Annotated in this window: 26 protein-coding genes and 1 riboswitch; of the genes, 6 read left to right on the forward strand and 20 right to left on the reverse strand. The window is 59.7% G+C overall.

Going from position 1 to position 26,069, the window contains the following annotated elements; genetic code table 11:
* Positions 1–4: 4 nt before the first annotated feature.
* The 5 genes from glyA to KD146_RS09250 form a co-directional block, all read right to left on the reverse strand.
* Positions 5–1,306 carry a serine hydroxymethyltransferase gene (gene glyA / locus KD146_RS09230; RefSeq protein WP_212658385.1) on the reverse strand — a complete coding sequence of 434 codons (1,302 nt, stop codon included), beginning with the start codon at positions 1,304–1,306 and terminating at the stop codon, positions 5–7.
* Positions 1,307–1,427: 121 nt separating this feature from the next.
* Positions 1,428–1,510: riboswitch (ZMP/ZTP riboswitch) on the reverse strand.
* Between the two features lie 48 nt (positions 1,511–1,558).
* On the reverse strand, positions 1,559–1,768 hold the full coding sequence (locus tag KD146_RS09235) for a DUF6898 family protein (RefSeq protein WP_212658386.1): 210 nt from the start codon (positions 1,766–1,768) through the stop codon (positions 1,559–1,561).
* 92 nt (positions 1,769–1,860) lie between these two features.
* A complete protein-coding gene (locus tag KD146_RS09240) occupies positions 1,861–3,072 on the reverse strand; it encodes a L,D-transpeptidase family protein (RefSeq protein WP_212658387.1) in 1,212 nt (403 codons plus the stop codon).
* A gap of 293 nt (positions 3,073–3,365) precedes the next feature.
* A complete protein-coding gene (ldtR, locus tag KD146_RS09245) occupies positions 3,366–3,875 on the reverse strand; it encodes a transcriptional regulator LdtR (RefSeq protein ID WP_212658388.1) in 510 nt (169 codons plus the stop codon).
* A 211-nt stretch (positions 3,876–4,086) separates the two neighbouring features.
* Entirely contained in the window at positions 4,087–4,476 is a 390-nt protein-coding gene (locus KD146_RS09250; RefSeq protein WP_212658389.1) for a DUF6163 family protein, read from the reverse strand.
* A 95-nt stretch (positions 4,477–4,571) separates the two neighbouring features.
* Between KD146_RS09250 and hemB the strand changes: the two genes are divergently transcribed.
* From hemB to KD146_RS09270, 4 genes are all read left to right on the forward strand, one after another.
* Positions 4,572–5,585 carry a porphobilinogen synthase gene (gene hemB, locus KD146_RS09255; RefSeq protein ID WP_212658390.1) on the forward strand — a complete coding sequence of 338 codons (1,014 nt, stop codon included), beginning with the start codon at positions 4,572–4,574 and terminating at the stop codon, positions 5,583–5,585.
* A gap of 55 nt (positions 5,586–5,640) precedes the next feature.
* Positions 5,641–6,159: an RDD family protein gene (locus KD146_RS09260; RefSeq protein ID WP_212658391.1), complete on the forward strand. Its 519-nt coding sequence runs from the start codon at positions 5,641–5,643 to the stop codon at positions 6,157–6,159.
* Between the two features lie 59 nt (positions 6,160–6,218).
* Positions 6,219–6,947 (forward strand): arginyltransferase, encoded by a 729-nt coding sequence (locus tag KD146_RS09265; RefSeq protein WP_212658392.1) that lies wholly within the window; start codon positions 6,219–6,221, stop codon positions 6,945–6,947.
* 63 nt (positions 6,948–7,010) lie between these two features.
* A complete protein-coding gene (locus tag KD146_RS09270) occupies positions 7,011–8,021 on the forward strand; it encodes an endonuclease/exonuclease/phosphatase family protein (RefSeq protein ID WP_212658393.1) in 1,011 nt (336 codons plus the stop codon).
* On the opposite strand, the gene KD146_RS09275 is transcribed toward KD146_RS09270, so the two are convergent.
* The 11 genes from KD146_RS09275 to rpoZ all read right to left on the reverse strand — a co-directional run bounded on the left by KD146_RS09275 (position 8,018) and on the right by rpoZ (position 18,456).
* The gene (locus tag KD146_RS09275) at positions 8,018–8,329 is read right to left on the reverse strand and encodes a Dabb family protein (RefSeq protein ID WP_212658394.1); all 312 of its coding nucleotides are present in this window, start codon (positions 8,327–8,329) and stop codon (positions 8,018–8,020) included. The two genes, KD146_RS09270 and KD146_RS09275, sit on opposite strands and share 4 nt — an antisense overlap.
* Complete coding sequence (gene parC / locus KD146_RS09280) at positions 8,326–10,596, reverse strand: DNA topoisomerase IV subunit A (protein ID WP_212658395.1); 2,271 nt, start codon at positions 10,594–10,596, stop codon at positions 8,326–8,328. Before parC ends, KD146_RS09275 begins: the two co-directional genes overlap by 4 nt.
* Positions 10,597–11,143: 547 nt before the next feature.
* A complete protein-coding gene (gene recO, locus KD146_RS09285; protein WP_212658396.1) occupies positions 11,144–11,851 on the reverse strand; it encodes a DNA repair protein RecO in 708 nt (235 codons plus the stop codon).
* 3 nt (positions 11,852–11,854) lie between these two features.
* Positions 11,855–12,238: a YkvA family protein gene (locus KD146_RS09290; RefSeq protein ID WP_212658397.1), complete on the reverse strand. Its 384-nt coding sequence runs from the start codon at positions 12,236–12,238 to the stop codon at positions 11,855–11,857.
* A gap of 4 nt (positions 12,239–12,242) precedes the next feature.
* The gene (gene era / locus KD146_RS09295) at positions 12,243–13,166 is read right to left on the reverse strand and encodes a GTPase Era (protein ID WP_212658398.1); all 924 of its coding nucleotides are present in this window, start codon (positions 13,164–13,166) and stop codon (positions 12,243–12,245) included.
* Positions 13,163–13,870: a ribonuclease III gene (gene rnc, locus KD146_RS09300; protein WP_212658399.1), complete on the reverse strand. Its 708-nt coding sequence runs from the start codon at positions 13,868–13,870 to the stop codon at positions 13,163–13,165. The genes era and rnc overlap by 4 nt, the downstream gene beginning before the upstream one ends.
* Positions 13,867–14,661, reverse strand: coding sequence for a signal peptidase I (lepB, locus tag KD146_RS09305; RefSeq protein ID WP_212658400.1), 795 nt, complete (start codon positions 14,659–14,661; stop codon positions 13,867–13,869). The genes rnc and lepB overlap by 4 nt, the downstream gene beginning before the upstream one ends.
* A 30-nt stretch (positions 14,662–14,691) precedes the next feature.
* On the reverse strand, positions 14,692–15,111 hold the full coding sequence (gene acpS, locus KD146_RS09310) for a holo-ACP synthase (RefSeq protein ID WP_212658401.1): 420 nt from the start codon (positions 15,109–15,111) through the stop codon (positions 14,692–14,694).
* Positions 15,108–15,701, reverse strand: a complete 594-nt coding sequence (pyrE, locus tag KD146_RS09315; protein WP_212658402.1) for an orotate phosphoribosyltransferase — start codon at positions 15,699–15,701, stop codon at positions 15,108–15,110. Before pyrE ends, acpS begins: the two co-directional genes overlap by 4 nt.
* The gene (locus tag KD146_RS09320; protein ID WP_212658403.1) at positions 15,688–17,973 is read right to left on the reverse strand and encodes a RelA/SpoT family protein; all 2,286 of its coding nucleotides are present in this window, start codon (positions 17,971–17,973) and stop codon (positions 15,688–15,690) included. Before KD146_RS09320 ends, pyrE begins: the two co-directional genes overlap by 14 nt.
* Before the next feature lie 114 nt (positions 17,974–18,087).
* Positions 18,088–18,456, reverse strand: a complete 369-nt coding sequence (rpoZ, locus tag KD146_RS09325) for a DNA-directed RNA polymerase subunit omega (RefSeq protein ID WP_212658404.1) — start codon at positions 18,454–18,456, stop codon at positions 18,088–18,090.
* A gap of 228 nt (positions 18,457–18,684) precedes the next feature.
* On the opposite strand from rpoZ, the gene KD146_RS09330 reads away from it, so the two are divergent.
* Positions 18,685–19,254, forward strand: a complete 570-nt coding sequence (locus KD146_RS09330) for a LabA-like NYN domain-containing protein (RefSeq protein ID WP_212658405.1) — start codon at positions 18,685–18,687, stop codon at positions 19,252–19,254.
* 24 nt (positions 19,255–19,278) lie between these two features.
* On the opposite strand, the gene smpB is transcribed toward KD146_RS09330, so the two are convergent.
* Positions 19,279–19,776, reverse strand: coding sequence for an SsrA-binding protein SmpB (gene smpB, locus KD146_RS09335; RefSeq protein ID WP_212658406.1), 498 nt, complete (start codon positions 19,774–19,776; stop codon positions 19,279–19,281).
* Between the two features lie 5 nt (positions 19,777–19,781).
* On the reverse strand, positions 19,782–20,657 hold the full coding sequence (gene dapA, locus KD146_RS09340) for a 4-hydroxy-tetrahydrodipicolinate synthase (protein WP_212658407.1): 876 nt from the start codon (positions 20,655–20,657) through the stop codon (positions 19,782–19,784).
* Between the two features lie 273 nt (positions 20,658–20,930).
* On the opposite strand from dapA, the gene KD146_RS09345 reads away from it, so the two are divergent.
* Positions 20,931–21,866 (forward strand): alpha/beta fold hydrolase, encoded by a 936-nt coding sequence (locus KD146_RS09345; protein ID WP_212658408.1) that lies wholly within the window; start codon positions 20,931–20,933, stop codon positions 21,864–21,866.
* On the opposite strand, the gene KD146_RS09350 is transcribed toward KD146_RS09345, so the two are convergent.
* A complete protein-coding gene (locus tag KD146_RS09350) occupies positions 21,863–22,408 on the reverse strand; it encodes a hypothetical protein (protein WP_212658409.1) in 546 nt (181 codons plus the stop codon). The two genes, KD146_RS09345 and KD146_RS09350, sit on opposite strands and share 4 nt — an antisense overlap.
* 154 nt (positions 22,409–22,562) lie before the next feature.
* Complete coding sequence (locus tag KD146_RS09355) at positions 22,563–25,823, reverse strand: OmpA family protein (RefSeq protein ID WP_212658410.1); 3,261 nt, start codon at positions 25,821–25,823, stop codon at positions 22,563–22,565.
* Between the last annotated feature and the right edge of the window lie 246 nt (positions 25,824–26,069).

Genomic DNA, 26,069 nt, shown 5'->3' on the forward strand with positions numbered 1-26,069 from the left:
GCCCTTACAGACCGTAGATCGGGAAGCGATCGGTGAGCGTCTTGACCTTGTCGCGAACCTGCGCCTCGACAGCCGCGTTATTGTCCTCGCCATTGGCCTTAAGGCCATCAAGCACTTCGATGATCAGTTCGCCAATAAGCTGGAACTCGGCTTCACCGAAACCGCGGGACGTGCCTGCCGGGGTGCCCAGACGAACGCCCGAGGTGATGGCGGGCTTTTCAGGATCAAAGGGGACCGCATTCTTGTTACAGGTGATGTTAGCGCGCTCAAGAGCGGCTTCAGTTGCCTTGCCGGTCAAGCCCTTGGGACGCAGATCAACCAGCATCAGGTGGTTGTCGGTGCCGCCGGTGACGATATCAACGCCGCCCTTGACCAGGGTTTCCGCCAGTATCTTGGCGTTGGCGACTACCTGACGGGTATAGGACTTGAACTCTGGCTGCAGTGCTTCTTTGAAGGCTACGGCCTTGGCAGCGATGACATGCATCAAAGGGCCGCCCTGGATACCGGGGAAAATCGCCGAGTTAACCTTCTTGGCGATTGCCTCGTCATTGGTCAGGATCAGGCCGCCGCGCGGGCCGCGCAGAGTCTTGTGGGTCGTGGTTGTGGCAACATGGGCGTGAGGGAATGGGCTTGGATAAGAGCCACCCGCCACCAGGCCAGCAACATGGGCCATATCGACAAACAGAATTGCCCCGACTTCATCGGCAATGGTGCGGAATTCGGCCCAGTCCATGGTCCGTGAATAAGCCGAAAAACCGGCGACGATCATCTTGGGCTGATGCTCATGGGCCAGGCTGCGCACCTGCTCCATGTCGACACGACCGTCCTGCTTGCGGACGCCATACTGGATGGCGTTGAACCACTTGCCCGACTGGTTTGGCTTGGCACCATGGGTCAGGTGCCCGCCGGCGTCCAGCGACATACCCAGAATGGTATCACCGGGCTGAATCAGCGCCTGATAGACACCCTGGTTGGCCTGCGAACCAGAATTGGGCTGGACGTTGGCGAACTCGACGCCAAAAAGCTGCTTGGCGCGCTCAATGGCCAGCGTCTCGGCGACGTCAACATACTGGCAGCCACCATAGTAGCGACGACCGGGATAGCCTTCAGCGTACTTGTTGGTGAGAACCGACCCCTGCGCGTCCAGAACGGCCTGGGACACGATGTTTTCAGAGGCAATAAGCTCGATTTCACTCTGCTGACGGCCAAGCTCATCCTTGATGGCGGCCGCCAGTTCCGGATCGGTCTGACCCACGGAATTGGTGAAAAAGTTCGGGAAGAGCGGAAGTGATGTGGCGGCGCTCATGGAACGATTACCTCGCAAATGGCGATACAGGTGGGCGTGACGGTGCCTTTATCACGTCGCGAAGTGCGATTCCAAGGCCAAGAAAGTTGGGTCTGATGCATCGGGGCTCCCCTGATATGCGGATGGGTGCCCAGGCGAGCGGCTCTTCAAGGTTCGCGTTCCCCGATGGTTCCCCATCTCTTCTCGCCAGTCGCGCGAACGCTGGAATTATGGCGCAAAATACAAGCCAGCGAAAGGGCAATTGCGTGCAGTTCAAGCGAACTTGCCCGGTGAGGCCGGTGGTGCGGCCCCTTCGCCCAGCTTTCGGCGCAGCTTGGCCAAGGCAAGTTGCTGCATCTGGGTCTTGGTTGCCGTGACGGGGGTGATGACGATCACTTCAACGCCGGTGGCAGCGTCGAACGCGGCCACCCGCATCTGACGGCCGACCTGCGAAAACTCGAATAAGACTTCACCCTGCGCCATGGCACCACGATAGCAAGATTCTACGCCTTGCGAATACAACAACGCCCTCCGGCAAGGGAGGGCGTTGGAAAAATGGCAAGAATTTCAGTGGATCAGGCCTGATCGAAGCTGACCTTGCCCTGTTCGTCGAACTTGTAGACGTCGTCACGGAAGCTGACGGTACCCTGTCGGTTGGCCCAGGCCGTGATGTAAGTGGTGTGCAGGGGAACGCGTGCCTTGCACTCAATGTCGAGCCGCTCAAGCGAGTCAAAGGTCTGATCAACGCGATTCAGATCCCAGTCGCCATTGTCGCGCAGCAGCCAGTTCACCAGCTGATTGACACCTTCAACGCGGACGCAGCCGGACGAGTGGAACCGGGCGTTCTCGTCAAACAAGGCCTTGGACGGCGTGTCGTGCAGATAGCAATCAAACGGATTGTAGAAGTTGATCTTGCAGTGGCCCATGGAATTGGCCGCGCCGGGTTCCTGGCGATACATGTAATTGATCGCGTTGCCCAAATTGTTCCAATCGATGGTGGCCGGGGAGATCTCATTGCCCTTGCCGTCATAGATATGGATGTTCTGCTTTGCCAGATATTCAGGGTCTTCCTTCATGTACTTGGTCAGGTCGCGCTCAACGAGCGACTTGGGCACATGCCAGTAAGGGTTGAAGTTGATCTGGCTGACCTTGCTGGCCATGATCGGCGTGGCGCGATCGACGCGACCGACCACTGCGGTGTGGCGCTGCTCGACCATGCCGTCATTGACGGCCTCGATGGTAGCGGCCGGAATATTGACCACGACGTAACGTGGATTGAGCTTGGCGGCCATGTTCTGGACGCGGGTATAGTTGAGATAGAGCTGCTGCAGGCGCTGCGAGGCCGGAACAGCCATGGCGTACCATGTTGCTTCGTCGACCTGGCCCTTGATGTTGAGACCATGGCGCGCCTGGAACTTACGCACGCCCGCATCGGTATCCGCATCGAAAACATCGTTGACGTTGTCGACCATGCCCATATCGCCTGACGAGATCAGGCGGCGCTTAAGGGCGATGACCGACTTCTTCGAGTTACCGAGCGTCAGGCCATAAGCCTCCTGAGGGATTTCTTCCCAGCCGCCAGCGGCAACGAAAGGCTCATATTGCGAGATCGCCAGCTGCAGATTGTAGGCGGTATCAAAAGACAGAATCGGCTCATTGGTTGCAATCAGTGCCTCGGCCGCTGTCGTATTGCCGCCCCTGTCGGCATCACGCAGGACGCGATTGCGCTCGAACATGTCGAACATCGACTCGCCTTCTTGCGCGCGCAGGGCGGTTGGCAAGGCCATGGAAGCCCCGGCCATGGCCGTGTACCGGAGGAGAGAACGTCGATTGAGCCGCATTAAGTCACCCGATTTTGTCTGACTGCCGAAGCAGATCAACTTTTACCATCCCCAAGCGGAGGTCACAACGCGGTCAAACGCATGTGATGCCGACGGATCATGCCCGTCAGGACGAGGGAATGGCCTGAACCCCATAGTGCCCTTTACCTGTGTTTGCGGCGAAAATGAGAACGCCGGCCCCTGGGGACCGGCGTTTGCAATGCAGTGTGGCGCTCGGGCAACAGCAGATGCCCGTTGAGTTAAAGCTTGTAGAGGATCTGATCGACCCAGAAGCGCTCAAGGCGGGCCAGTGCCTTGTTCAGGCCGTCAAATTCGTCGTCGCCCAGACCACCGACCTTGTCGATGGACTTGAGGTGGCGATCATAGAGTTCATCGATCACTTCAGCCACTTCTTCGCCCTTCGGGGTGAGCTTAATGCGCACCGAACGACGGTCAGAACGCGAGCGCTCCTGGAAGATGTAGCCGGTTTCGACCAATTTCTTGAGATTGTAGGAGACGTTCGAGCCCAGATAGTAACCGCGGGAGCGCAACTCGCCAGCGGTCAGCTCTGCGTCACCGATGTTGAACATCAGCAGCGCCTGAACTGGATTGATATCATCCCAGCCCATCCGGTCGAACTCATCCTTGATGAGATCAAGCAGACGGCGATGAAGACGCTCTACCCGGGAAACGGCTTCCAGATAAAGCGGCTTCAAGCTCTTGGGACGTTCCGGGGTCAATGCCTCGGCTGCGTTGGATTTGAATGCCATTTTAGCCTCACTGTTATGCAGTCTGTGCGATTTTTCGCATCTCATGAGGACAAACTACCGGCACGTTTCTAAGATCGCCCTAAGCAGCGTGATTAAGAGCATCTTACTGGAATGCAATGAGAATTTGGCTTTATTCTTCGTTACACCAGTAGAGAAATTTGTAACCTTACGGGGGTGTAAACGCGCCGGGCATGATTTGAAGCCCTGCTATTCAGTCGGCGGCGCGGGCGCGGCTGTTGCGAATGCTGAGCGCGAAGATGATGATGATAGAGGCCAGCAGGACCAGACGTACGGCGAAGCCGATGGCGGTCATGTCCACATCAGAACTACCCAGCAGATAGAGCGCCAATTCGACGCCGGTGGCCCCCACCAGAAGCACTGCGCCCCAACTGGCCTTGATCCAGAGCCCCACCGCCGCGAACAGGCGCGCCAGCGCAAAGATCGCCAGATAGACAAAGCCGGTCATGCCCATGGTGGATATGGGGCTGACAGCACCCAGATTGACGCCGAGCAGCCGTGCAGCATCGTTGAGCCCAAGCAGCAGGCTGATGATGGCGACGATGCGAATATAGATGCCGATAGGCGGAGCGTTGAAATCCATGGCAGTTTTCTATCTGTCGGCAAGGGATGCGACAAGCCGGTGCTTGGAGGCGCCGCCTGCCACTGCTAAACCGCTTGTTGAAACAGGAGACCAAGATGGCCGAGCAGTGGCACAAGCACGATATGGATCTACTGGGTGGTCGTCGGCTGCGCCGGACACGCCGCACGGCCTGGAGTCGGGCCATGGTGCGCGAGACCACGCTTACGCCGGCTGACCTGATCTGGCCGCTTTTCGTGATTGAGGGAGAGAACCAGAAAACCCAGATCCGCACCATGCCGGGCGTGGAACGGCTGAGCGTGGATTTGTGTATCGAAGCGGCCAAGCAGGCGCGCGACGCCGGCATCCCGGCGCTGGCGCTGTTTCCAAACACACCCGACCATCTACGCAGCGAGAACGGGGCCGAGGCATTCAACCCCGACAATCTGATGTGCCGGGCGCTGAGCGCCATCAAGAGCGCAGTACCCGAGATCGGCCTGATCGCCGATGTGGCGCTCGACGAATATTCCAGCGACGGCCAGGACGGCCTGGTGCGCGATGGAGAGGTTCTCAACGACGAGACCGTCGAGGTGATGATCAAATCCGCTCTGGTGCAGTCCAAGGCTGGCGCCGACATCATTGCGCCCTCAGACATGATGGACGGTCGGGTTGGCGCCATTCGTGCCGCGCTGGATGCCAGCGGGTACGAGCAGACCCAGATCATGGCCTATGCCGCCAAATACGCGTCCTTCTATTACGGACCATTCCGCGAAGCTGTCGGGTCGGGCAGTCGTCTCAAGGGTGACAAGCGTACCTACCAGATGGACTACGCCAATTCTGATGAGGCCCTGCGCGAGATCGAACAGGACATTGCCGAAGGCGCGGACAGCGTCATGGTCAAGCCGGGTATGCCCTATCTCGACATCGTCCGACGTGCCCGGGACAACTTCAATATTCCGATCTATGCCTACCAGGTGAGCGGCGAGTACGCGATGATCGAAATGGCCGCGGCCGCGGGCGCCATTGATCGCCAGGGTGCTATTGTCGAAAGCCTGCACGCATTCAAGCGTGCCGGTGCCAACGGCGTACTGACCTACTTCGCGCTCGAGATGGCACGGGAACTGACGCAGTAACATTTGTGTGCCTTTGCCTCTTGCGCTGGCGCGGGGGCATAACAATGTTGAAGACATGCACCAGACAGACACTACCGGCCCTACCCTGCCCGACCCCAAGACCGCTCCCGCATTGTTCGAGGGCGTGTTGACGCGTCGCGTCATGGCTTTTTTCATCGACCTGTTCGTCATGGGATTGATGATCCTGGCCTTCGCCTTTGTCGGGCTGATCGTCGGCTTCGTGACCTTTGGTCTGGGCTGGCTCGCGCTGATGTTTGTCGTCCCGGCCACAATCGTTCTTTATTACGGCGCCACGCTGGGCTCGCCGAAGCGCGCAACGCTGGGCATGCAGGCCATGGACATTGTGCTGACGCCGACACGTGGGCAGCCGCTGGATGGCTGGATGGCATTCGTCCATGCTGGCGTGTTCTGGGTCACGACCTGGATATCCTGGCCCCTCTCGTTGCTGTTTGCCCTGTTCACGCCCCGCCGGCAGATGATCCACGACCTGATCACCGGTACGCTGATGGTGCGACGCTCTCCCATGGAACGCCATTGGCGCGACCATTCGGCACGGGCCAATCAGGCATACTGACCCGTTGCCGCGGCTGATTGGGGAGCGTAGAGTTCCTCAACCGCACCCAAGGGTCGTGAATGACCGATCAGACGCCAGAAACCACCCAACTATTCCTGACAGCCGCCATGCCTTGCCCTTATCTGCCGGGCAAGCAGGAGCGAAAGCTGTTTACGCATCTGAGTGGCCGCCGGGCATCGAACCTGCATCATCTGCTTAGTGAAAACGGGTTTCGGCGCAGCCAGAATTTGATCTACCGCCCAGCCTGCGAGGGCTGCAATGCCTGCCAGTCTGTACGAATCGTTGCAGATGGGTTCGCGCCATCAAAGCGCTACAGGCGGGCGTTACGCGCCAATGATGATCTGAGCATCGAAGTGCGGCCAACCACGGCAACCAGCGAGCAGTATGATCTGTTCAAGCGCTATCTGGACTCGCGCCATGCCGGTGGCGGCATGACCCAGATGAGTTATGTCGACTACGAATATATGGTCGAAGACACGCCGGTTCAGTCGATCCTGATCGAGTACCGTTTGCGCGAGCATCCGGATCAGCCTCTGGTGGCTGTGGCCCTGACCGATGTGATGCCGGACGGGCTATCGATGGTCTATTCGTTCTATGACCCCGATATGGCCCACCGCAGCCTGGGCACCTTCCTTATTCTCGATCACATCGCCCAGGTCCGTTCTGCGGCCCTGGACTACGTCTATCTGGGCTATTGGGTGCAGGACTCCCCCAAGATGGCCTACAAGGCGCAATTTCGGCCGTTACAGGTGCAGCGCGGCCCGCTTGGCTGGGTCGAACTAAGCTAGGCGCCATGTTTGGGCCACACGGCTCATCCAGATCGTGGTGATCCCTTTGGCGCCGGATTCGGTATGACACCACTGCTCAACGTTGTCCGGACCTGCCTTGTCCTCGGCGCCTTGCTGGCGGCAACACTGGCAGTTGCGGCGCTGTTCGGTTTTGCCTTTGGCGCGCTGGACCTGCTCAACCATGCCCAGATATTCCTGTTTCCCGGCACGCTGATCGGGTTGGTGATCCTGGCGCTGGCCCTGCGTGGTCAGGCGCGCCGTGTCGCGCTGATTTATGGTTTTGTCGGGCTGGCGGCCTCGGCCAATGTGATGGTGCCCGAACTGATTTCAGGAATGCAGGTGCGCCCTGCGCCGCCGTCATCGGGCACCGTGACGATGATGACGCACAATCTGTTCGGCATGAATTACGAGATGGCAAAGGTAACTGCGGCGATTGCGGCAGAAGATCCCGACATCATCGTGTTGCAGGAATATTTCGGCGAGCAGGCCACCGATCTGCACCCGCGCCTGCTGGCTGACTATCCGTTTTTCACCCGCTGTCGCGGCGGCAAAAGGGCCAATCTGGGGCTCTACTCTCGAATCCCGTTTGAACAGGTGCAGGACGGCGCCTGCCCCAATAACGCCTATGTGACCGACCGGACAGGCCATATTCTGGCACGGTTTCAGCCTGACGGGTATGGCGCCTTTTCCGTGCTGACCACGCATATGGACTGGCCGCTACCGGTGGAACGTCAGCGCGCGCAATTGGTGGGGCTCTCTGCAGTTGTTGCCGAAGTGGAGGGTCCGCTCATTGTGGCGGGCGATTTCAATTCCACACCATGGTCCTACGCACTGCGTGAATTTGTGAGCAGCAACGGGCTGGTACGCGAGACGGTCAATCTGGTGACCTATCCGCTACGCTGGTTCTACTTCGGCGCCTGGCAGGACACGATCCCGTTCCTGCCCCTGGATCACGTAATGACCCGCGGCGGTGTGGTGGTGCACGAACTCCATGCAGGTCAGCGGACAGCCAGCGATCACCTGCCGGTGGTGTTCACATTCTCGGTGCAACCGAGCTCTCCCCTGCCCGACTAGTTGACCTGCAGATCAAAGACCATGATGCCGTCGCGGCCACCTTCAAGCGCGGCAACAAGGCGCGCGCCGGCAGCCTTGTGGGCAGGATCAACCAGATAACGATCACGGGCAGCCTCGTCGGCCAGATCCATGATGAAACCATCGTTGAAACCCTGCGACACGCCCTCGGGCGAAATATTGGGTCCGAAATCTGCAGACAGCAAGCCCTCGATCTGGCCCACCAGTGCATTCAGCCCGGCGTAAATCTCGGCGCGCTCGGCGGCGCTGACATCGGCACGAAACTTGACGAAGACGCAGTGGCGGATCATCCGGTAAACCTGTTGTTGCGTGGAAAGCCATTGGGCGGCTGACGGCCAGCGGTAGCGCGGTCAGCAATCCAGGCGGTCAGCTCTTCCATCGGCTTGGTAAAGGTGCGACCTGAGCTGTCGGTCCAGGTGAGGCCATCAGCAGCGTAGAAGGTCTTGATGTCAGAGACGCCGCCATCCTTGTAGCGCTGCAGGCGGACGCCCTTGCCGCGGCTCATTTCGGCGAGCTGGCTGAGCGGGAAGACGAGGAGCTTGCGGTTCTGGCCGATAATGGCTACGCGATCGCCAACAACCGGAACGAGTAGCGCCGCTTCGATAGGCGCCGCGACGTTGAGGACCTGCTTGCCCTTGCGGGTATTGGCGATCATGTCGTCTTCGCCAATGATGAAGCCATAGCCTGCGGTGGAGGCAACAATGCGCTTCTGGCCAGCGCGGTAGACAAAGATATCGACGATATCCTGGCCTTCCTCGATATCGACCATGATGCGCACCGGCTCGCCCTGACCGCGGCCGCCGGGCAGCTTGTCGCCAGCCAGCGTGTAGACCTTGCCACCAGTGGTGAGCATGAGGAGCTTGTCGGTGGTCTCGCACTTGATCGACAGCTTGAGCCGGTCACCGGCCTTGAAGCCCTTGTCGTCGATATCGTCAGTGTGACCCTTTGGTGCGCGGATCCAGCCCTTTTCGGACAGGATGACCGTGATCGGCTCGCGCTCGATAAAGGCTTCCGTGACTTCGGAGAGGTCTGCGTTGGGGGCATCCTTGAGGATGGTGCGACGGGCGCCCAATGCGTGGGGCGTCGTGCCATCAGCCTCAAGCAGCGGATAGGCCGCCTTGAGGGCTTCGACCTGCTTGCTGATATTGGACCACTGACGCTTTTCAGACGCCAACAGCGCTTCAAGCTGCCCCTGCTCCTTGGTCAGGTTCTCGTGTTCCTTGCGGAGTTCGATTTCCTCAAGCTTGCGCAAGGAGCGCAGGCGCATGTTCAGGATCGCTTCAGCCTGCACGTCGGAGAGCTCAAACGTGCTCATCAGCGAGGCCTTGGCATCATCCTCCTCGCGGATGATGCGGATAACCTCATCGAGGTTGAGATAGGCAATGATGTAGCCGCCAAGCACTTCAAGGCGATGGGCGATCTGGCCCAAGCGATGGTTCGAGCGGCGGACCAGCACTTCCTTGCGATGCTCAAGCCAGGCCTTGAGCGCCTGCGGCAGGCTCATCACCTTGGGCACCGCTCCCTTGTCGAGCACGTTGAGATTGAGCGGGAAGCGGGTTTCAAGATCGCTGACCTTGAACAATTGCTCCATCAGGATCACCGCATCGACAGTGCGGGCGCGGGGTTCAAGCACAAGACGGATATCGTCCGAGCTTTCGTCGCGCACATCCTTGAGCAGTGGCAGTTTCTTGGCGAGCAGCTGCTCGGCGATCTTTTCGACCAACCGGGACTTCTGGATGCCATAGGGAATTTCGGTGACCACGATCAGATAGGAACCGCGGCCGGTTTCCTCGATCTCCCACTTGGCCCGGAGACGGAACGAGCCGCGACCCGTGGCATAGGAGCGGGCAATCGAGGCCGCCGATTCCACCATGATGCCGCCGGTGGGGAAGTCTGGCCCCTTCACGAACTGAGTCAGCTCTTCGGCGGAAGCATCTGGATTGACATTGATAAGATGCAGGGCCGCTTCACACAGCTCATAGACATTGTGTGGGGGGACCGAGGTGGCCATGCCCACTGCAATGCCCGTTGAGCCGTTGGCCAGCAGATTGGGAAAGTTGGATGGCAGGACGACGGGCTCTTCGTCCTCGCCGTCATAGGTCGCCTTAAAATCGATAGCGTCTTCGGTGATGCCCTCGAGCAGGCGCATCGCCACATCGGTCATGCGGCTTTCGGTGTATCGCATGGCAGCGGCGTTATCGCCGTCGATGTTACCGAAATTGCCCTGGCCATCGACCAGTGGGTAGCGCAGCGCAAAATCCTGCGCCAGGCGCACCAAGGCGTCATAGATCGACTGATCGCCATGCGGGTGAAACTTACCGATCACGTCACCGACAATACGCGCCGACTTCTTGTAGCCTTGACCCGGATCAAGCTTGAGCAGTCGCATGGCGTGGATAATGCGGCGGTGAACGGGTTTGAGACCGTCACGCGCATCAGGCAGAGCACGCTGGGTGATCGTCGAGAGAGCGTAGGATAGGTACCGCTCCTCAAGCGCCTGCTTAAGGTCGACGACGCGCTGGTCATCGGCAGGCGGAAGGGTATCGGTGTCAGACATCGGCGAGCATTCCACGAGAACGAATCAGGAAAGCACTATAGCGGGGCTCGCGCCGGTTCCGACGGTTTTGCCGCGAAAAGACGCCGGTTCTGCACGGTTTTCGGACGTGCCGAAATTGCGCCCGGCCTTACGGCGTCGCGCTTGTGACGGGTAATGGGCGGCCATTGGCTCAATCCAGTTACTAACTCAGGGAGCCAAAGGCCGCCCATCACGGTCTGGAGCTTTCTCACCGGGATCGGTTCAGCCCAGGCTGGTATTGCAAGCCCGACTGCCAATTCCCCGGCCAAACGGGCGCCCCCGTCTCCAGCCTCCCCGTCCAACCCTGCGTTGGGGTCGCGTGCTGACGGGAATGTCAGAAGTATGCGCGCGGTTTTGCACGTGGGGATAAAGGGCAAACATTTCTGGCCAATGTCTCGATGAGTGCAGTCGTCTTCCCGCCGCTGCCCGAAATCTCGGAATGGACCCCAGCCTTTTGCCGGCGTGACATCGCATGTGGCGGCACGTCGGCGGGCAAGGCGCGGGGTGTTCAGAACACGTGCGGCCGCCCTCAATGCTCCAGGGTCAATGCCGCTACCAGCAGGTCTCGAGTGGCCGATGGCGTGAGGTTTCGGGGCCCTTGGACGTGGGTTTGGAGGAAGTGACTGGTCAGGCGCAGGGCGTCGGCAATGTCATGCGGACTGGCATTTCCACGGGCGGTGAGGAAACTGGGGAGAGGCAGGAGCCGGTCCAGATAGGGCGCAGCCGCCGCGCGCGACACCGCCCTGCCCGATTTGGGCGAGACATGGGTCAGATCCTCGGTCGCGCCTGTCACCGCGCAGTGGTCGAGATCCAGGCCAAAACCGAGATCATCGAGTACGGCCAGCTCAAAGCGAACCAGCGCAACTCCATCGGGGGGGGAATCAATCAGGCGCAACGCCATGCCAAGCAGGCGATCATGGGCATCGCGCTCCGGCAACTGACGCAGATGCTCACACACGAGCTGGCTGAGATAGAGCCGCGTCCGGTCGGCTATCAGCTCGGCGGCGCGCGCCTGCAGCAGTTCGACAGTGAACATGCCCAACTGGTCCTCAAGGCGCGCGCGCCAGGTCAATTGGACGGTGTTGCCAGGCTGCAGTGCTGCGGCCTGCCTGGGCGAGCGCCCCCCGCGTACCAGACCCAGACAGCGGCCCCGGCCAGCCACCATCGCTTCGGCAATAACACTGGATTCGCCGTGACGGCGGACGCCGATCAGCAGTCCCTCCCCGGTCCATTCCATCGCCTATACCCAGTCCGTTGCGAGCATGAGTGTCAACCAGACCGCCAGCAGCCAGATCAGGATGACGGCCAGCATGCCGAGCCTGCTGACCGGCTTTGCTGCAATCTGGCTGGCAGCTGCGCGAAACTCGGCGAAAAGCGGCGCCGGGATCAGTTTGACCACGGCGACAATGCCGAGCGGGACGATGAGCAGGTCGTCGAGATAGCCCAGCACCGGAATGAAATCGGGAATGAGATCGATGGGCGACAGGGCGTAGGCCGCAATCGCGGCAGCAAGAATGCGCACCGCCATTGGCGTTCTGACGTCCCTGGCTGCGAGCCAGACGGCGATTACATCGCGCTTGATGGTGCGAGCCCACTGCCTGGCACGATCGAGCCAGCCGGGCATTGGATCAGTTTTTTCCGTGCGGGTATTCAAGGCCCATCTCGCGGTAGCGCTCGGGATCATCGCCCCATTTTTCGCGCACCTTGACGAACAGGAAGAGGTGAATGGGCACCTCGTACATTTCCATCAGATCCTTGCGGCTCTCCTGACCGATGGCCTTGATGGTCTGACCGCCTGCGCCCAGCACGATCTTCTTGTGGCTGTCGCGCGTGACATAAACCACCTGATCGATCTTGTAGGAGCCATCCTTCTGGATCTTGAAGCTCTCGGTTTCGACCGTGCAGTTATAGGGGATCTCATCATGAACGCGCAGGAACAGCTTCTCGCGCGTGACCTCGGCGGCCGTGATGGCCATGGTCAAATCAGTCAGATGATCCTCGGGGAAATGCCAGGGGCCGGGCGGGATGTGCTTGACGCACCAGTCCATCAGATCGGCAACGCCATAACCCTTGAGGGCCGAAATCATGAAGGTGGCTTCAAAACGCAGCTTTTCATTGAGGGTCTGGCTGAGCTCGAGCAGCGCTTCGTTCTTGATGGTGTCGATCTTGTTCAGGATCAGGATCTTGGGGTGGCTAATATTGGCCAGACCTTCGAGCATGGCGTCGATATCGGGCGTGATGCCGCGTTCGGCATCGATAATGAAGCCGACGATGTCCGCATCCCCCGCCCCGCCCCAGGCGCTATCAACCATGGCCCGGTCGAGCCGACGCTTGGGCGCGAAGATGCCGGGCGTGTCGATGAAGACAAGCTGGGCCTGATCCTGGGTGACAACGCCGCGCACCTGGCTGCGGGTCGTCTGCGCCTTGTGGGTGACGATGGAAACCTTGGTGCCAACCAGTGAGTTGAGCAGCGTCGATTTGCCGGCGTTGGGGGCACCAACCAGCGCGATAAAGCCGCAAGAGGTGTCGGCGAGTTCAGTGGGTGAGTTCATTTGGGATCCTTCCACACCTGCTGGGAAATCAGGAACAGTTCGGCGGCCTTGTGTTCGGCGATCTTCTTGGAAGGACCGGTGGCGCTGACCTGTTCGAAATCGCCCAGGGCGATGGCAATGGTAAATTCGGGGGCATGGTCGGGACCGGAGCGGCCGACCTGGATATAGCTGGGTGGCTCAAGGCCGCGGGCCTGGGCCCATTCCTGCAAGGTGGTTTTGGCGTCGGCCTTGTTGGCCTGACCGTCAGCGAGAAATTCCTCAAACATGCGTTCGACGAACTCATAGGCCTTGCCCATGCCGCCATCGCAGAAGATGGCGCCAATGACGGCCTCGGTGACATCGCCGAGAATGGCCTCTTTTTCGGCGCCGCCGGTACGCGCTTCGCTCTCGCCGAGATTGAGTTCGCCGCCCAGATCAAGGGTGCGGGCGATGACGGCGCAGGTTTCCTTGCGCACCAGCGTATTCAGCGTACGGCTGAGTTCGCCCTCATTGGCCTTTGGGTAACGCCGATAGAGCATGTCGGCGACGACAAGCCCAAGCACGCGGTCGCCAAGAAATTCCAGACGCTGATAGGACCGCTCAATACGCTTGGCAGGCGAGACGGCGCTGGAATGCGTGAGCGCGCGATCAAGCAGGTCCGGATCGGCGAAACGATAGCCTAGCCGGAACTGAAGTTTGTCGTGATTGCGCGCTGCACGGCTCATTTGTAGACGGACTGGAACATACGATCCCAGCGCACGTTAGCGGGCCACTGCCAGATCTGCCAAGGCGGCAGGTTATCCTTGATGGAGAAGAAGCGCGCCTCGGCCTTGGCAATCAGGTTGATGTCGGGGACATAGCCGACCTGGCTGAGAACGCGGCTATCAGCGGAGCGGTCGCGATTGTCGCCCATCATGAAATAGTGGCCGGCGGGCACGACATAGACCTGAGTGTTGTCGAGCGGAGCGCTGTCGGAGATTTCCTGGATTGTGTGCGTGGTGCCTTCAGGGAAGGTCTCGCGGTACACGGTGACCTCGACGGTCTGACCCGAGCTGTCGGTATCCATGGTGGTACCGATCTCTTCGCGCTCGACCATCACATCATTGATATACAGGCGGCCGCCCTGCATCTGGACCCGATCGCCCGGCAGACCGACGATGCGCTTGATGTATTCGATGTTCTGCGGGACCGGACGGAACACGGCAACGTCGCCACGGTTGGGATCACGCCCCAGAATGCGGTTGGAGATCGGCAGCTCGAAATCCAGCGCCGTAAAGTTGCCGTAGCGCCCCAGCGAGAAGGAGTGCTTGCCATAGCCCCAGACGTATTTGTTGGCGACGAAATAGTCGCCAATCATCAGCGTCTGCTGCATCGATGCGGTGGGAATGGAAAATGGCTGATAGAGGAAAGACCGCAGCACGATGGCGATCAGCAGCGCCTCGACCACGACAACGAAGGTTTCAACCCATTCATTGGTCGCGGACTTGTTGGCAGACTTGTCGGCTGGCTGGCTCATGGATTTCCCCGGATCGGTAACGCGGCAGCGTTATTCCGTTGCGGCAGCCGGGTCAATCGGCAGCGCCTCAATGATGACGAACGCCTGGGCAAGCCCGGCGTCATCGGTGATGGTGAGATGGATGTGGGGCTGATAGCCCGGCGGCACAAGGCGGTCGAGCGCTTTTGCGGCCCCATTGGTCAAATGCATGGTCGGTTTGCCCGAAGGCAGGTTCACCACACCCATATCGCGCCAGTAGACACCGTGGCTCAGGCCGGTGCCAAGAGCCTTGGAGCACGCCTCCTTGGCGGCGAAGCGTTTGGCGTAGGAGGCGGCGCGTTCGGCGCGGCGGTCTGACTTGCGCTGCTCGATCTCGGTAAAGCAGCGCGTGGTGAAGCGCTGACCATAGCGTTCAAGGGTCTTGGCGACCCGACCGATCTGGCAGAGGTCCGAGCCCAGCCCGATGATCACTTGACCCCCTGAATGCCGCGGCTGCCCGGCTTGATGGCGGGAATGGCGGCCAGCTCTGGCGGCAGCTGATCGGCGGGATATGCCGGGACCTTGTATTCGATCAGGCTGACCAGCGGCACACCAACATCGGCTTCGCCGCCCGAGCGATCGATCAGGCAGGCGGCAGCGACGACATTGGCGCCAATATCGCGCAAAGCGGCGACGCATTCGCGGATCGACAGGCCGGTTGAGACGATGTCCTCGACCACGATCACCTTGTCGTCAGGTGCAATCTCAAAGCCGCGGCGCAGCTCAAACTTGCCATCGACCCGTTCGGTATAGAGCGCTGGCAGGTTGAGATGGCGCGCTGTTTCATAGCCGGGAATGATGCCGCCAATGGCGGGCGAGACGACCTTGGTCACATCGCCAAAGCCATCGGCATGGATTTTAGCGGCCAGTGCCTTGCAGAGTTTTTCCGTCTGGGCCGGATACTGAAAGACCTTGGCCTTTTGCAGAAAGACTGGCGAGCGCAGGCCCGATGACAGAATGAAATGCCCCTCGAGCATGGCACCGCATTCGCGGAACACGGCCAATACGTCATCTCTTGTCATCGCTAAACCTCTTGTCGACGTTGCCGTCCCATTCGAGCGTGGAAATCATCGATGCCTCGCGGGTGCCGGCGCGCTGCACGGCGCTGAGGCCGGGACTACGCTTGAGCGTTGCCAGAACATCGGTGAGTTGCGCAAGGTCACGCACCTCGATTTCAAAGATCATCTGGTGAAAGTCTGGCGAAATCATCCGCATCACCAGATTGTTGATATTGGCGTCGCAGGCCGCAATTGCCGAGGAAATCTGGGCCAGAGAGCCGGGCTTGTTCACCGACTCCATGGAGATGACCGTGGCATAGGGGCGATCTTCGCGGCCCGCCAGGTTCCAGCGCACATCGACCCAGGCCACATCGCTGTCGTGCAGATCGATCAGGGCATCGGAATGGATGGGGTAAATCAGCATGGGCTTGTCGGGCTGCAGAATGCCGACCAGGCGGTCGCCCGGCACGACGCCCTCGGAAGTCACCGTGACGCCCATGTGGAAATCCAGCTGCGCCAGCGCGGCCTTGGCCTTGGGGCCGGAGCGCTGCCCGCCGGGGACGCGGAAGCGAAACAGGTCAGTGGAGCGCAGGGCAAACCAGCCATCGGCGGTATCGGCAACCGGTAAATCAAGCTTGCGGCGGCGTTTGCGCAGTCCCTTGACGGTCGCCAGCTCGGTGGCCAGGGCTTCGGACGCGATCTTGCCCTCACCGACCGCAATAAGCAGGTCGCGGCGGCTCGGACTGCCAAGGGCCTCTGCGAGTGTCTTGGCCTCGGTCTCGTCGAGCATGACGCCTTCGCGCTCAAGCATCATGTTGAGGACGTGTTCACCCAGCGCAAAAGTGCGCTGGGTAGCAGCGTGGCGTACGGCCCGGCGAATGGCTGCCCGTGCCTTGCCGGTGGCGGCAATGCCCAGCCAGTTCATCGGCGGCATGTGGTTCTGGTCGCGAATGATCTCGACTTCGTCGCCCGAGCGCAATTGCGTCACCAGCGGCAGGATAGCGCCATTGATCTTGGCGCCGACGGTCGTGTCGCCGATATCGGTGTGCAGAGCATAGGCGAAGTCGATCGGCGTCGCGCCGCGCGGCAGGGCAATCAGCCGTCCGCGCGGAGTGAAGCAGAACACCTGATCCTGAAACAGCTCAAGCTTGGTATATTCGAGGAAGTCCTCGGTGGAACTGCCCGCCGTCAGATGGGCAATGGTCGAGCGCAGCGACCCATAAGCCTGGGATTCATTCTCGATGCGGCTGAGATCAGCCGAAGCACCATCCTTGTAAAGAGCGTGTGCGGCAATGCCGAACTCTGCGATCCGATCCATCTCTTCGGTGCGAATCTGCAGCTCGGCGCGCTGACGTCCGGGGCCAACAATGGTGGTGTGGATCGACTGGTAGTCATTGTGCTTGGGGACCGAGATATAGTCCTTAAAGCGACCGGGCACGACCTTCCACTTGGTGTGAACCACACCAAGTGTATGATAACACTCGTCAATCGACCCAACAATCACCCGGAACCCAATGATATCGGAGAGTTGCTCAAGGGCGATGGATTTGCGTTCGATCTTGTTGAAGATCGAGTAGGGCAACTTCACCCGGGCCTTGACGCGTGCGGTGATGCCTTCGGCCAGAAACCGTTCGGTCAACTCGGTCGAGATGGTTTCGATGGTTTCGCTATAGGCGGCCTGCATCTCGTCGAGGCGGGCGACAATGGCAAAGTAGTGCTCGGGCTGCAGGATCTTGAAGGAGATGTCCTCAAGCTCGTTGCGCATGTCCTGCATACCCATGCGGCCGGCGAGCGGGGCATAGATATCCATGGTCTCCTGGGCAATACGCGTGCGCTTTTCGGGCGGCATGTATTGCAGGGTGCGCATGTTGTGCAGGCGATCGGCAAGCTTGACCAGCAGCACGCGTACGTCCTGACTGATCGCCAGCAGCAGCTTGCGCAGGTTTTCAGCCTGAGCTTCCTCGCGCGACACCAGATTGAGGCGTTCGATCTTTGTCAGGCCATCAACGATAGCGCCGATCTCAGCACCGAAGAGCTGATCGATCTCGGCCCGGGTGGCGTCGGTATCCTCGATGGTGTCGTGCAGCAGCCCCACGACGATGGAGGCATCATCGAGCTTGAGCTCGGTGAGGATGGCCGCCACTTCGAGAGGATGGTTGAAATAGGGGTCGCCGGAGGCACGCTTCTGCGAGCCATGCTTTTGCATGGCGTAAACGTAGGCCTTATTCAACAACTGCTCGTCGACGTTCGGGTTATACGCCTGAACGCGTTCGACAAGCTCGTACTGACGCATCATGGGATTGGTCGCTCGCTCGGAGGAAAGAGCTTAGCGCCTGTAACAGAAATGAAAAGAGCGCCCGATGCACATCGGACGCTCTTTTCTTACATGCAGTTTGCGTCAGAACGCAAATCAGTCGTCGCGACGCTCGGGCGGCGCGAGGCTTTCGATGCCACGGAGCAGCTCTTCTTCGCTCATGGTATCGAAGCTCATCGAATCATCGTCGCTGGCGCTTTCGATCTGAGGCGCAGCATGGCTCTCAGGCTCGTCGACCTCGACATATTTCTGAAGCGAGTGGATCAGATCTTCACGCAGATCATCAGGCGAGATGGCGCCGTCGCCGATTTCACGCAGCGCAACAACGGGGTTTTTGTCGTTGTCGCGCGAGACGGTGATCTGGGCCCCCGACGAAATCATGCGCGCACGATGCGCAGCCATGAGAACGAGATCGAAGCGATTGTCGATCTTTTCAATGCAGTCTTCAACGGTGACGCGGGCCACGGACGTCTCCAAAATTTATGGAATGAGCGCTTCCCATACACGAGCCTGTCACAGGACACAAGGATAGCGTGCCCTCCCCTGCCCGCGCTTCACGAAATCGCGCTTAATCTTGCCAGTGCGATAAAAACATGTCACGTCTCGACAATTAAGACTTTCTGCGGAATTTAAGAGATCTTATAGACCGACTTTCCGTAATCGCGCCGTTGCCAGTTGATTGAGGGTTTTCAGATGAGCATCGACCCAAACGAAAAAATCGTCCTGTTTATCGATGGCGCCAATCTTTATGCGACATCGAAAGCGATTGGCATCGACATCGACTACCGGCGCTTGCTGGCCGAGTTCAAAGCCAAGGCGTTCCTGCTCCGCGCCAATTACTACACCGCGCTAGTTGAAGATCAGGAATATTCCTCAATCCGCCCGCTGATTGACTGGCTTGACTATAACGGCTTCACCGTGGTGACCAAGCCCGCCAAGGAATTCACCGACGCCACAGGCCGCCGCAAGGTCAAAGGCAATATGGATATCGAGCTGTGCGTGGACGCGCTCGAACTGGCCCCACACTACGATCACATGGTGCTGTTCTCTGGCGACGGCGACTTCACCGCTCTGGTTAAGTCGCTGCAGCGCATGGGCAAGCGGGTCACCGTGGTGTCCACACTGACCTCCTCGACCCCAATGATTTCGGACGATCTGCGGCGCCAGGCCGACTTTTTCATCGATGTGGCTGATCTGGCCAAGGCCGTCGGCCGCCCACCGGTAACGCGCCCGGTTCAGGTGCCCATGCCGGCCGACGAGTGATGTCGAAAGCCTGACGCGGCTACACTAGCCGCGCCCGCCTTCTTTCATGATGCGGGATTTGTCGCGATTCCAGTCGCGATTGCGCTCGGTTTCGCGCTTGTCGTAGTTCTTCTTGCCCTTGCCCACGCCAATAAGCAGCTTGGCAAAACCCTGATCGTTGAAGAACAGCTTGAGCGGCACGATGGTGTTGCCGGCGCGCGAAACTTCCTGATCGAGATGAGCGAGCTGCTTGCGCGAGACAAGCAGCTTTCTGCGGCGCTTTTCTTCGTGATTGAAGCGGTTCGCCTGCAGGTATTCAGGGATATGCGCGTTGATCAACCATAACTCCCCGCCCTCGGGTGAGGCGTAGGATTCGGTGATCTGAGCCTTGCCCAGACGCAGCGACTTGACCTCGGTGCCGGTCAACACAATGCCGGCCTCCATGGTTTCGCCAATAGCGTAGTCATAGCGCGAACGGCGGTTTTCAGCCACGAGACCGTGGCTGATCACACCGTTTTTCGATTTATCGTTCTTTGGAGCCATAGGCTTTAGATAAGACCTGCATGGGCCATTGCAAAGTCCATGGCCTCCTGGGTGGACTTTGAAATGGGTACGAGTGGCAGGCGCATTTCGTTTGCGCACAGGTTCAGCCGGTTGGCGACGTACTTGGCGGGCGCCGGATTTGGCTCCATGAACAGATCCCGGTGCAGGTAGACGAGCTTGTCATGGATCGCCAGTGCATCGGGGAAATTACCCGCGAGCGACAATTCCTGCATCTGCGAACTCATGCGGGGCGCCACGTTGGCGGTCACCGAGATACAACCATTGCCGCCATAGGCGTTGAAGGCGAGCGAGGTCATGTCATCGCCAGAGAGCAGGATAAAGTCCTTGCCCAACTTGGCGCGCTGCATGCTGGTGCGTTCAAGATTACCGGTCGCATCCTTGACGCCGATAATGTTGGGATGAGCCTCGTGCAGACGGGCAATGGTATCGACGGTCAGGTCAACAATCGTGCGACCGGGTACGCTGTACAGGATAATTGGAATCCCTACCGCACTGGCCACAGCCGAAAAGTGCTGAAACAGGCCTTCCTGATTGGGCTTGTTGTAGTAAGGCACAACGGAAAGCACGGCGTCCGCACCGGTCGCCTCTGCGAACTTGGCCAAGGAGACGGCTTCGGCGGTTGCGTTGGAGCCGGCGCCAGCAAGAACAGGCACACGCTTATTGGCAACTTCAACGCAGATTTCGACAACGCGACGATGCTCTTCATGGCTGACGGTCGGGCTTTCACCGGTCGTGCCAACTGGCACCAAGCCGTGACTGCCCTGCTCGATCTGCCATTCGACAAAGCTGGCGAAGGCTTTCTCATCGACAATCCCATTACGCATGGGAGTGATGAGCGCCGGTATCGATCCTCGCAGCATTTGTCGAAATTTCCTTGGTTTAGAGTGCTACGGCGGTGCCGCAGCAGATGGTTTGAACCGGCAATGCTGCCGATTTTTTGACGCTGCACCATAGTTTTTATCAAATCACACCACAACGCCTAGTTGTGGCCCAGATGACGGCAAAATGACATCCGATGCGATTGCCGTCGGCGTTCCGCTGCGAAAACCGGTGTGAACGAGCGCGTTTGACTAAAATTGCTTGAGACCGCTCCCCCGCTGCCGCTAGATGGGGACACTCGAAAGTTGCCCCATATGCCCCGCCCCAGAAGCATTCCTGACAATCACCCAGCCTTTGCCGACCTGCCAATCATCCATGTGTCCGTGGCTGGCGGTGTGCGGGCAGCGGTGCATGTGCGCGGCGAGCTTTCAAGCCAAAGCCTGCCGATCGTTTGCATTCCGGGCTATCAGCGCAATATGAGCGATTTCACCGCGTTCGCCGACGATTTCGGCCGCCTCGGCAATGCAGCGCCAGTGGTGCTGCTGGACCTGCCAGGGCGCGGACGGGCCGATAACCGCCAGCACGCTGGGGACTACAGTTCGCTGGTCGATGCGCGCGACGTGGCTGCAGTCCTGGCGGCGCTGGGCATTGAGCGCGCGGTGATCCTTGGACAGGGGCAAGGCGGACAGGTGGCCATGGCACTGGCCACGGCTCATCCACTGCTGGTGGCAGGCACGATATTGCTGGATTCCGGCCCCGTTACGGATTCGCGAGGCATAGTGCGGTTGCGCAGCAATCTTGAACATATCGAAGCCCTGCGCGGCGCCAAGTCGGTAGCGGCAGGATTTCGACGCGTTCTGGGCGGCGACTATCCAGGCCTGCCGGTCGAGCAGCTCGATAAGCTAATCGGGCGGAGCCACTATCTCGACAAACGCGGACGCGCCCAACCCCTTTATGACAAGCGCCTGATGGATGCTCTGGCCGACATCAACTTCGACGATGTGCTGACTGCGCAGTGGCCACTTTTCGACGCGCTTGGTTGCGCCTCCCTGATGCTGCTGCGTACCCAGTTGACCGACCAGTTGCGTCGCGAAACTTTTGACGAGATGGTGCGACGGCGCCCAGACGCTGTTGCGCTGACCATTTCGGGCCAAGGCTCTCCTGCCCTATTCGACCAACGCGAAGAAATTGAAGCGGTCGCCAAATTCGTCGCCAAAATTGGCGCTGTAGTGAAGACGCGTGCGGCCTAGGCACTGGCCCGTGTTTCGGAAATGAATTCGGCGGCCTGCTCAACCCAGCGTTCGCGCGCAATGCGTCCGCGCAGGACCAGCTTCTTGTCGATCCAGTTGGTGTTGGTCTTGGACCAGGCAGCAATCTGATCGAAGTGATAAACGCCCAACTCGTTGAGCGACGCCTCGATCTTTGGCCCAATACCCTTGATAAGCTTCAGATTATCGGCACCGCCGGGACGCGGGGCCTTGATCGAGGCTGGCTTGGGCCCCGTCCGCTTGGCAGCGGACTTCTGCGCGGCCTTGTTTGGCTTGCGTGTGGCGATAATGGCAGGTGGCGCTGGATCATTGGAGGCAGCCCGCGCCAGACGCGCCGCCGAGGACATGACCCGTTTGGGCGCTGCATCGGCTGCCCGCGCGGCAGCGATGGCTTCGGGTGTCACTATGCGGGTTCCGCGGCCAGCATGAAGAACCCAACGGACGCCATACCCGAGGACGCAGCCGAACAGATAGGCAGCGAGAAACAGAAGCGTGGTTTCCAGGACATGGGTAAGGTTTGTCATGGCCGGCTGGTCACGACTTGGGCGCAGTGAAACTGCGCCATCCCACCACCGTACCGATAATGGCCACGACAGTCAGATAGGGCCAATAGTATCCGAGCAAAAAAACCACTGAATCCCAGCTCATCGCCCATCACCGCTATAGTGTTGTGCCCGGTCAGAAGCGCTCATCGCTCACCGTCACCACGATGCGTCGGTTGAGGCGCTTGCCTGCGCTGGTGCCGTTATCGGCGATCGGCTTGGTTTCTCCATAACCGAGAGCGTAGAGGCGTTGCGGATCGATGCCCCGCTCGACCAATGCGGTAACCACAGCCTCTGCCCGTGCCACGGACAGGCCCAGATTGAGGCGGGCGTCGCCATCGGCGTCGGTGTGGCCTTCAATCCGGATCAGCGCATCCGGACACTCCGCCAGAATGATGACCAGTTCATCGAGCGCAATCTCGGACTCGTTGGCGATCAGCGCAGCGCCTGACTGGAACAGAATGGCATTGCGACCGGAGAAATCAGCGATAGGCCCCACACAGGCCGAGATATCGACCTTATCGGCCGCGGGCGTCGCCACAGGCTGGACCGCAGCGACGGGTTCATCAAGCACGGGCTCGGGCGCCGCAATGTCGGCGGTCCATGTCGCGGCCTCGTCTGCAGCAATAGCAGCGAGAACGCCATGGCGCTCGGTGGTGTCATCGGCAGCGCCGGTAAGCCGCCAAGTGCCATCAATGAGGTCAAGCTGTCCCGATGTCAGGCGCGACAGCGCGCCAAGGCCAATTTTTGCGCTGGTCAGAAAGCCCTCGGGCGCGCCATCTGCAATGCTGACTTCGGCAGTGTCGCCATCGGTAATGCCTGCAATCTGACTGAGAGCCTCATCGCTCGGCACCTGGCCGCTCAGGATGAAGCTGCCGTCTTCGGCGCGGCTGGCAGAAAAGGCATAGTCGGGATCAACCGCAGACACTAATGCTGGCTCCTGGGCAGTGGCTGTCGCCGCGTCAAACTCTGGCTCTATGGGGGCTTCAGGTTCAACCTGTGCAGCAGGTACGACCGGTTCAAGCAAAGTAAGCTGCCAGGCATTGGCGGGTGTTGCTGCACCGGCGAGCGCAGTATCAATTGCTGAGGCGCCCTCGGCATCGAGCAGATTGCCGTCAATACGCCATTGCGCACCATCAAAGCTTACAAAACCATCAGACAGGCGAGACAGACTATCGATAGCCGCCAGGACATCGAGCGGAAAACCATCCGGCGCAGGCGGATCGATGACGGTCAGATCGTTCAGCCCCTCCCCTACCCGCATCGCGACAACGCGCTTCAACTCATCAGCAGGCACCAGACCCTCAACGGTTACAGCACCGTCGGGCGTCTTGGTTGCCGACCAGAGATAAGGTTCGGTCGGACCGGGCTCGGGCGCTTCTACCGCGATAGACCAGCTCGCCACATCAGTTGTGGCTTCCAGGGCTGCCAGAGCCGCATCGCGCACTTCAACAGACGTCGCACGACCGACCAGTGACCAGTTGGCGCCATCGAAACGGGCTTCAGCATCGCCAATGGCCATCACTGCGTCCAGCGCCGCTTCCGCTGAAACAACGAACCCATCAGGCGCACCGCTTGCCACCTGTGTGGTGTCGGCGCTGTTCTGCGCTTTGCTTGAAAATCTTAGCCGCGCATCAGCATCGGGCACATAACCAGTAAGTGTCACGTCAGCCCCGGCGCTGGTCGCGGACCAGGTGTAGGGTTCGGCAACGGGGATTACTGGCACCGGGGCTGCAATAGACATGGACCAGCCAGCACCCGCCAGCTTGCGTGAGACGAAATCGGCTTCAATTGCGGCCTTGTCGATCTCAGACTTTGCCGTGCCGGTAATGGTCCAGCCACTGCCGTCAAACACAACCTCGCCATTCGCCAGCCAATCGAGCAGGAGTATCCCCGTCTCCGCCGACGCCACAAAATTGCGCGGTTCGCCCGAAGCAAAGGCCAGATCAGCGCTTGCTGAAGAACCTGCAGCTGTCACCAGCGATGACTTCGCGGGCGCATTGGGCACCATGCCGGATAGTGAGAGTTCACCAGCCGCATTCTTGCGAACCGACCATTGATAGTCGGCGGCAACCGGTGCATCAATCTCGGCGCGCGCTAATACGAAGCCCTGCGGCGCGTCCTCCGCGATGGTCTTCATCAGCGCCTGGTAGTCCTCACCTGAGCGGGCAACCCCACTCAGACTCAACACATTCTGGCGCAGCGAAAACCGCCCCTCGCTCATGCGTTGCAGGGCCGATAGACCAAAATCCATAGCCGACTGGTAGCGCTCTGGCGCGCCCCGTGCCAATTGAAGCCAGTCTGTTTGAGCGCCGCCAACGCTTTTGAGTTCATCACGGGTCGCGGAGTCTGGAGCGTATCCGTCGAAAATCAGTGCGCCGCCGGCCTGAAGTGTAGCGCTGGCCCAGTAGTCGTCGACACGTGGCGGTTCAAGCTCAATGATCGATCCGGCGCCCTGCAATTGCTCCATCACTGCCTGCGCAACTTCAAAAGTCGGTGGCGCGCCCGTCAGCGTGCTTTGACCATCGACGATGCTTGCAGTGCCGTATTCAAGTCGTGAAAGTTGCTCAATAAGCTTTTGAGAAACTTCGGCAAATCCACTTGGCTCACCCGACGCCAATGCCAGGCCAGTGGCAACTGACTTGCCGCCCGTTTCGGCGCTGCGATAACGTTCGACCAGATTTTCGTCGGGTACAAAACCCGAAACCTCTATGCGCCTGCCGTCGGATATGGCGCTCCACTGATAAGGCGACACCAGCGCGGGGGTGATTTCCACTTCGCCGAGTGTCACACCAGCAGGCGCACCGGCCCGCAGGACAATCAGAAGGTCCCGAAAATCGCGTGCTGATTTGGCGCGGCCCTTGATATCGACCTTAAGACCGGAAATCGTGGCCCCGCCTTCGTCGAAAAAGCGCAATTGATCAATGGCGAACTGCGCACCAGCCACCCAGAGCTGACGCTCAGGCATGCCGGAGCGCAATTCAAGCGCCCCCTGCTCAATCTTTGCGCGATTCAGCAGAAGTTGACGGGTCGTTTCATCGGGTACACCGCCGGCTAGTGAAACCGTTCCTCCATCTATCGAAGCCTCGAGCCGATATGGCGAAGCCAGAGGTGCCAGGGTTACATTCGTCTTCACGATACGAACGCCGGGGATCATGGCGATACGCTGCACGGCTGCATCGACATAAGCCTGATCGGTGGTGGTGCCCGACAGCGTGACATCGCGCATTGCAAAGGAAAGTTCAGCCCAATCAAAACCGGCCCGAGCGGCTGTCGCCGAAGTGTGACCGATGACGTCGCGCTCAATGTCGGGTGAGGTCATTGCCAGGGAAAGCGTTGATCCGGCCAAGACTGTGACAAGTCCCGGCACAACCCATTTGAGGAGGTCCCTAATCATTCCTGTTCCGATGAGATGGCCGCATTTAGGGCAACGCTAGTGCATTTCGCCAAGAGATGAAACGAAAAATGGGCCAGCAAATCCTTGGTTCACAACGACTTTTTGAAAGCCTGCATCAGGACAGCGATTTCTCACTGAACATCTACAGAATCAGGAGATCTGCAGAGGGCACCTTGCCTAGAGGGACGCCCGAAAGCAGAAAGGCCCGGCGTGAGCCGGGCCTTTCCGTATCAAAGTACGATCGAA

Source organism: Devosia litorisediminis, assembly GCF_018334155.1.
In the GTDB taxonomy this organism is placed as follows: domain Bacteria; phylum Pseudomonadota; class Alphaproteobacteria; order Rhizobiales; family Devosiaceae; genus Devosia; species Devosia litorisediminis.

Excerpts from the sequence above, each read along its gene's own strand:
- glyA (WP_212658385.1), bottom strand. The coding sequence starts at position 1,306 with ATGAGCGCCGCCACATCACTTCCGCTCTTCCCGAACTTTTTCACCAAT.
- KD146_RS09235 (WP_212658386.1), bottom strand. The coding sequence starts at position 1,768 with ATGGCGCAGGGTGAAGTCTTATTCGAGTTTTCGCAGGTCGGCCGTCAG.
- KD146_RS09240 (WP_212658387.1), bottom strand. The coding sequence starts at position 3,072 with ATGGCCTTGCCAACCGCCCTGCGCGCGCAAGAAGGCGAGTCGATGTTC.
- ldtR (WP_212658388.1), bottom strand. The coding sequence starts at position 3,875 with ATGGCATTCAAATCCAACGCAGCCGAGGCATTGACCCCGGAACGTCCC.
- KD146_RS09250 (WP_212658389.1), bottom strand. The coding sequence starts at position 4,476 with ATGGATTTCAACGCTCCGCCTATCGGCATCTATATTCGCATCGTCGCC.
- hemB (WP_212658390.1), top strand. The coding sequence starts at position 4,572 with ATGGCCGAGCAGTGGCACAAGCACGATATGGATCTACTGGGTGGTCGT.
- KD146_RS09260 (WP_212658391.1), top strand. The coding sequence starts at position 5,641 with ATGCACCAGACAGACACTACCGGCCCTACCCTGCCCGACCCCAAGACC.
- KD146_RS09265 (WP_212658392.1), top strand. The coding sequence starts at position 6,219 with ATGACCGATCAGACGCCAGAAACCACCCAACTATTCCTGACAGCCGCC.
- KD146_RS09270 (WP_212658393.1), top strand. The coding sequence starts at position 7,011 with ATGACACCACTGCTCAACGTTGTCCGGACCTGCCTTGTCCTCGGCGCC.
- KD146_RS09275 (WP_212658394.1), bottom strand. The coding sequence starts at position 8,329 with ATGATCCGCCACTGCGTCTTCGTCAAGTTTCGTGCCGATGTCAGCGCC.
- parC (WP_212658395.1), bottom strand. The coding sequence starts at position 10,596 with ATGTCTGACACCGATACCCTTCCGCCTGCCGATGACCAGCGCGTCGTC.
- recO (WP_212658396.1), bottom strand. The coding sequence starts at position 11,851 with ATGGAATGGACCGGGGAGGGACTGCTGATCGGCGTCCGCCGTCACGGC.
- KD146_RS09290 (WP_212658397.1), bottom strand. The coding sequence starts at position 12,238 with ATGCCCGGCTGGCTCGATCGTGCCAGGCAGTGGGCTCGCACCATCAAG.
- era (WP_212658398.1), bottom strand. The coding sequence starts at position 13,166 with ATGAACTCACCCACTGAACTCGCCGACACCTCTTGCGGCTTTATCGCG.
- rnc (WP_212658399.1), bottom strand. The coding sequence starts at position 13,870 with ATGAGCCGTGCAGCGCGCAATCACGACAAACTTCAGTTCCGGCTAGGC.
- lepB (WP_212658400.1), bottom strand. The coding sequence starts at position 14,661 with ATGAGCCAGCCAGCCGACAAGTCTGCCAACAAGTCCGCGACCAATGAA.
- pyrE (WP_212658402.1), bottom strand. The coding sequence starts at position 15,701 with ATGACAAGAGATGACGTATTGGCCGTGTTCCGCGAATGCGGTGCCATG.
- KD146_RS09320 (WP_212658403.1), bottom strand. The coding sequence starts at position 17,973 with ATGATGCGTCAGTACGAGCTTGTCGAACGCGTTCAGGCGTATAACCCG.
- KD146_RS09330 (WP_212658405.1), top strand. The coding sequence starts at position 18,685 with ATGAGCATCGACCCAAACGAAAAAATCGTCCTGTTTATCGATGGCGCC.
- smpB (WP_212658406.1), bottom strand. The coding sequence starts at position 19,776 with ATGGCTCCAAAGAACGATAAATCGAAAAACGGTGTGATCAGCCACGGT.
- dapA (WP_212658407.1), bottom strand. The coding sequence starts at position 20,657 with ATGCTGCGAGGATCGATACCGGCGCTCATCACTCCCATGCGTAATGGG.
- KD146_RS09345 (WP_212658408.1), top strand. The coding sequence starts at position 20,931 with ATGCCCCGCCCCAGAAGCATTCCTGACAATCACCCAGCCTTTGCCGAC.
- KD146_RS09350 (WP_212658409.1), bottom strand. The coding sequence starts at position 22,408 with ATGACAAACCTTACCCATGTCCTGGAAACCACGCTTCTGTTTCTCGCT.
- KD146_RS09355 (WP_212658410.1), bottom strand. The coding sequence starts at position 25,823 with ATGATTAGGGACCTCCTCAAATGGGTTGTGCCGGGACTTGTCACAGTC.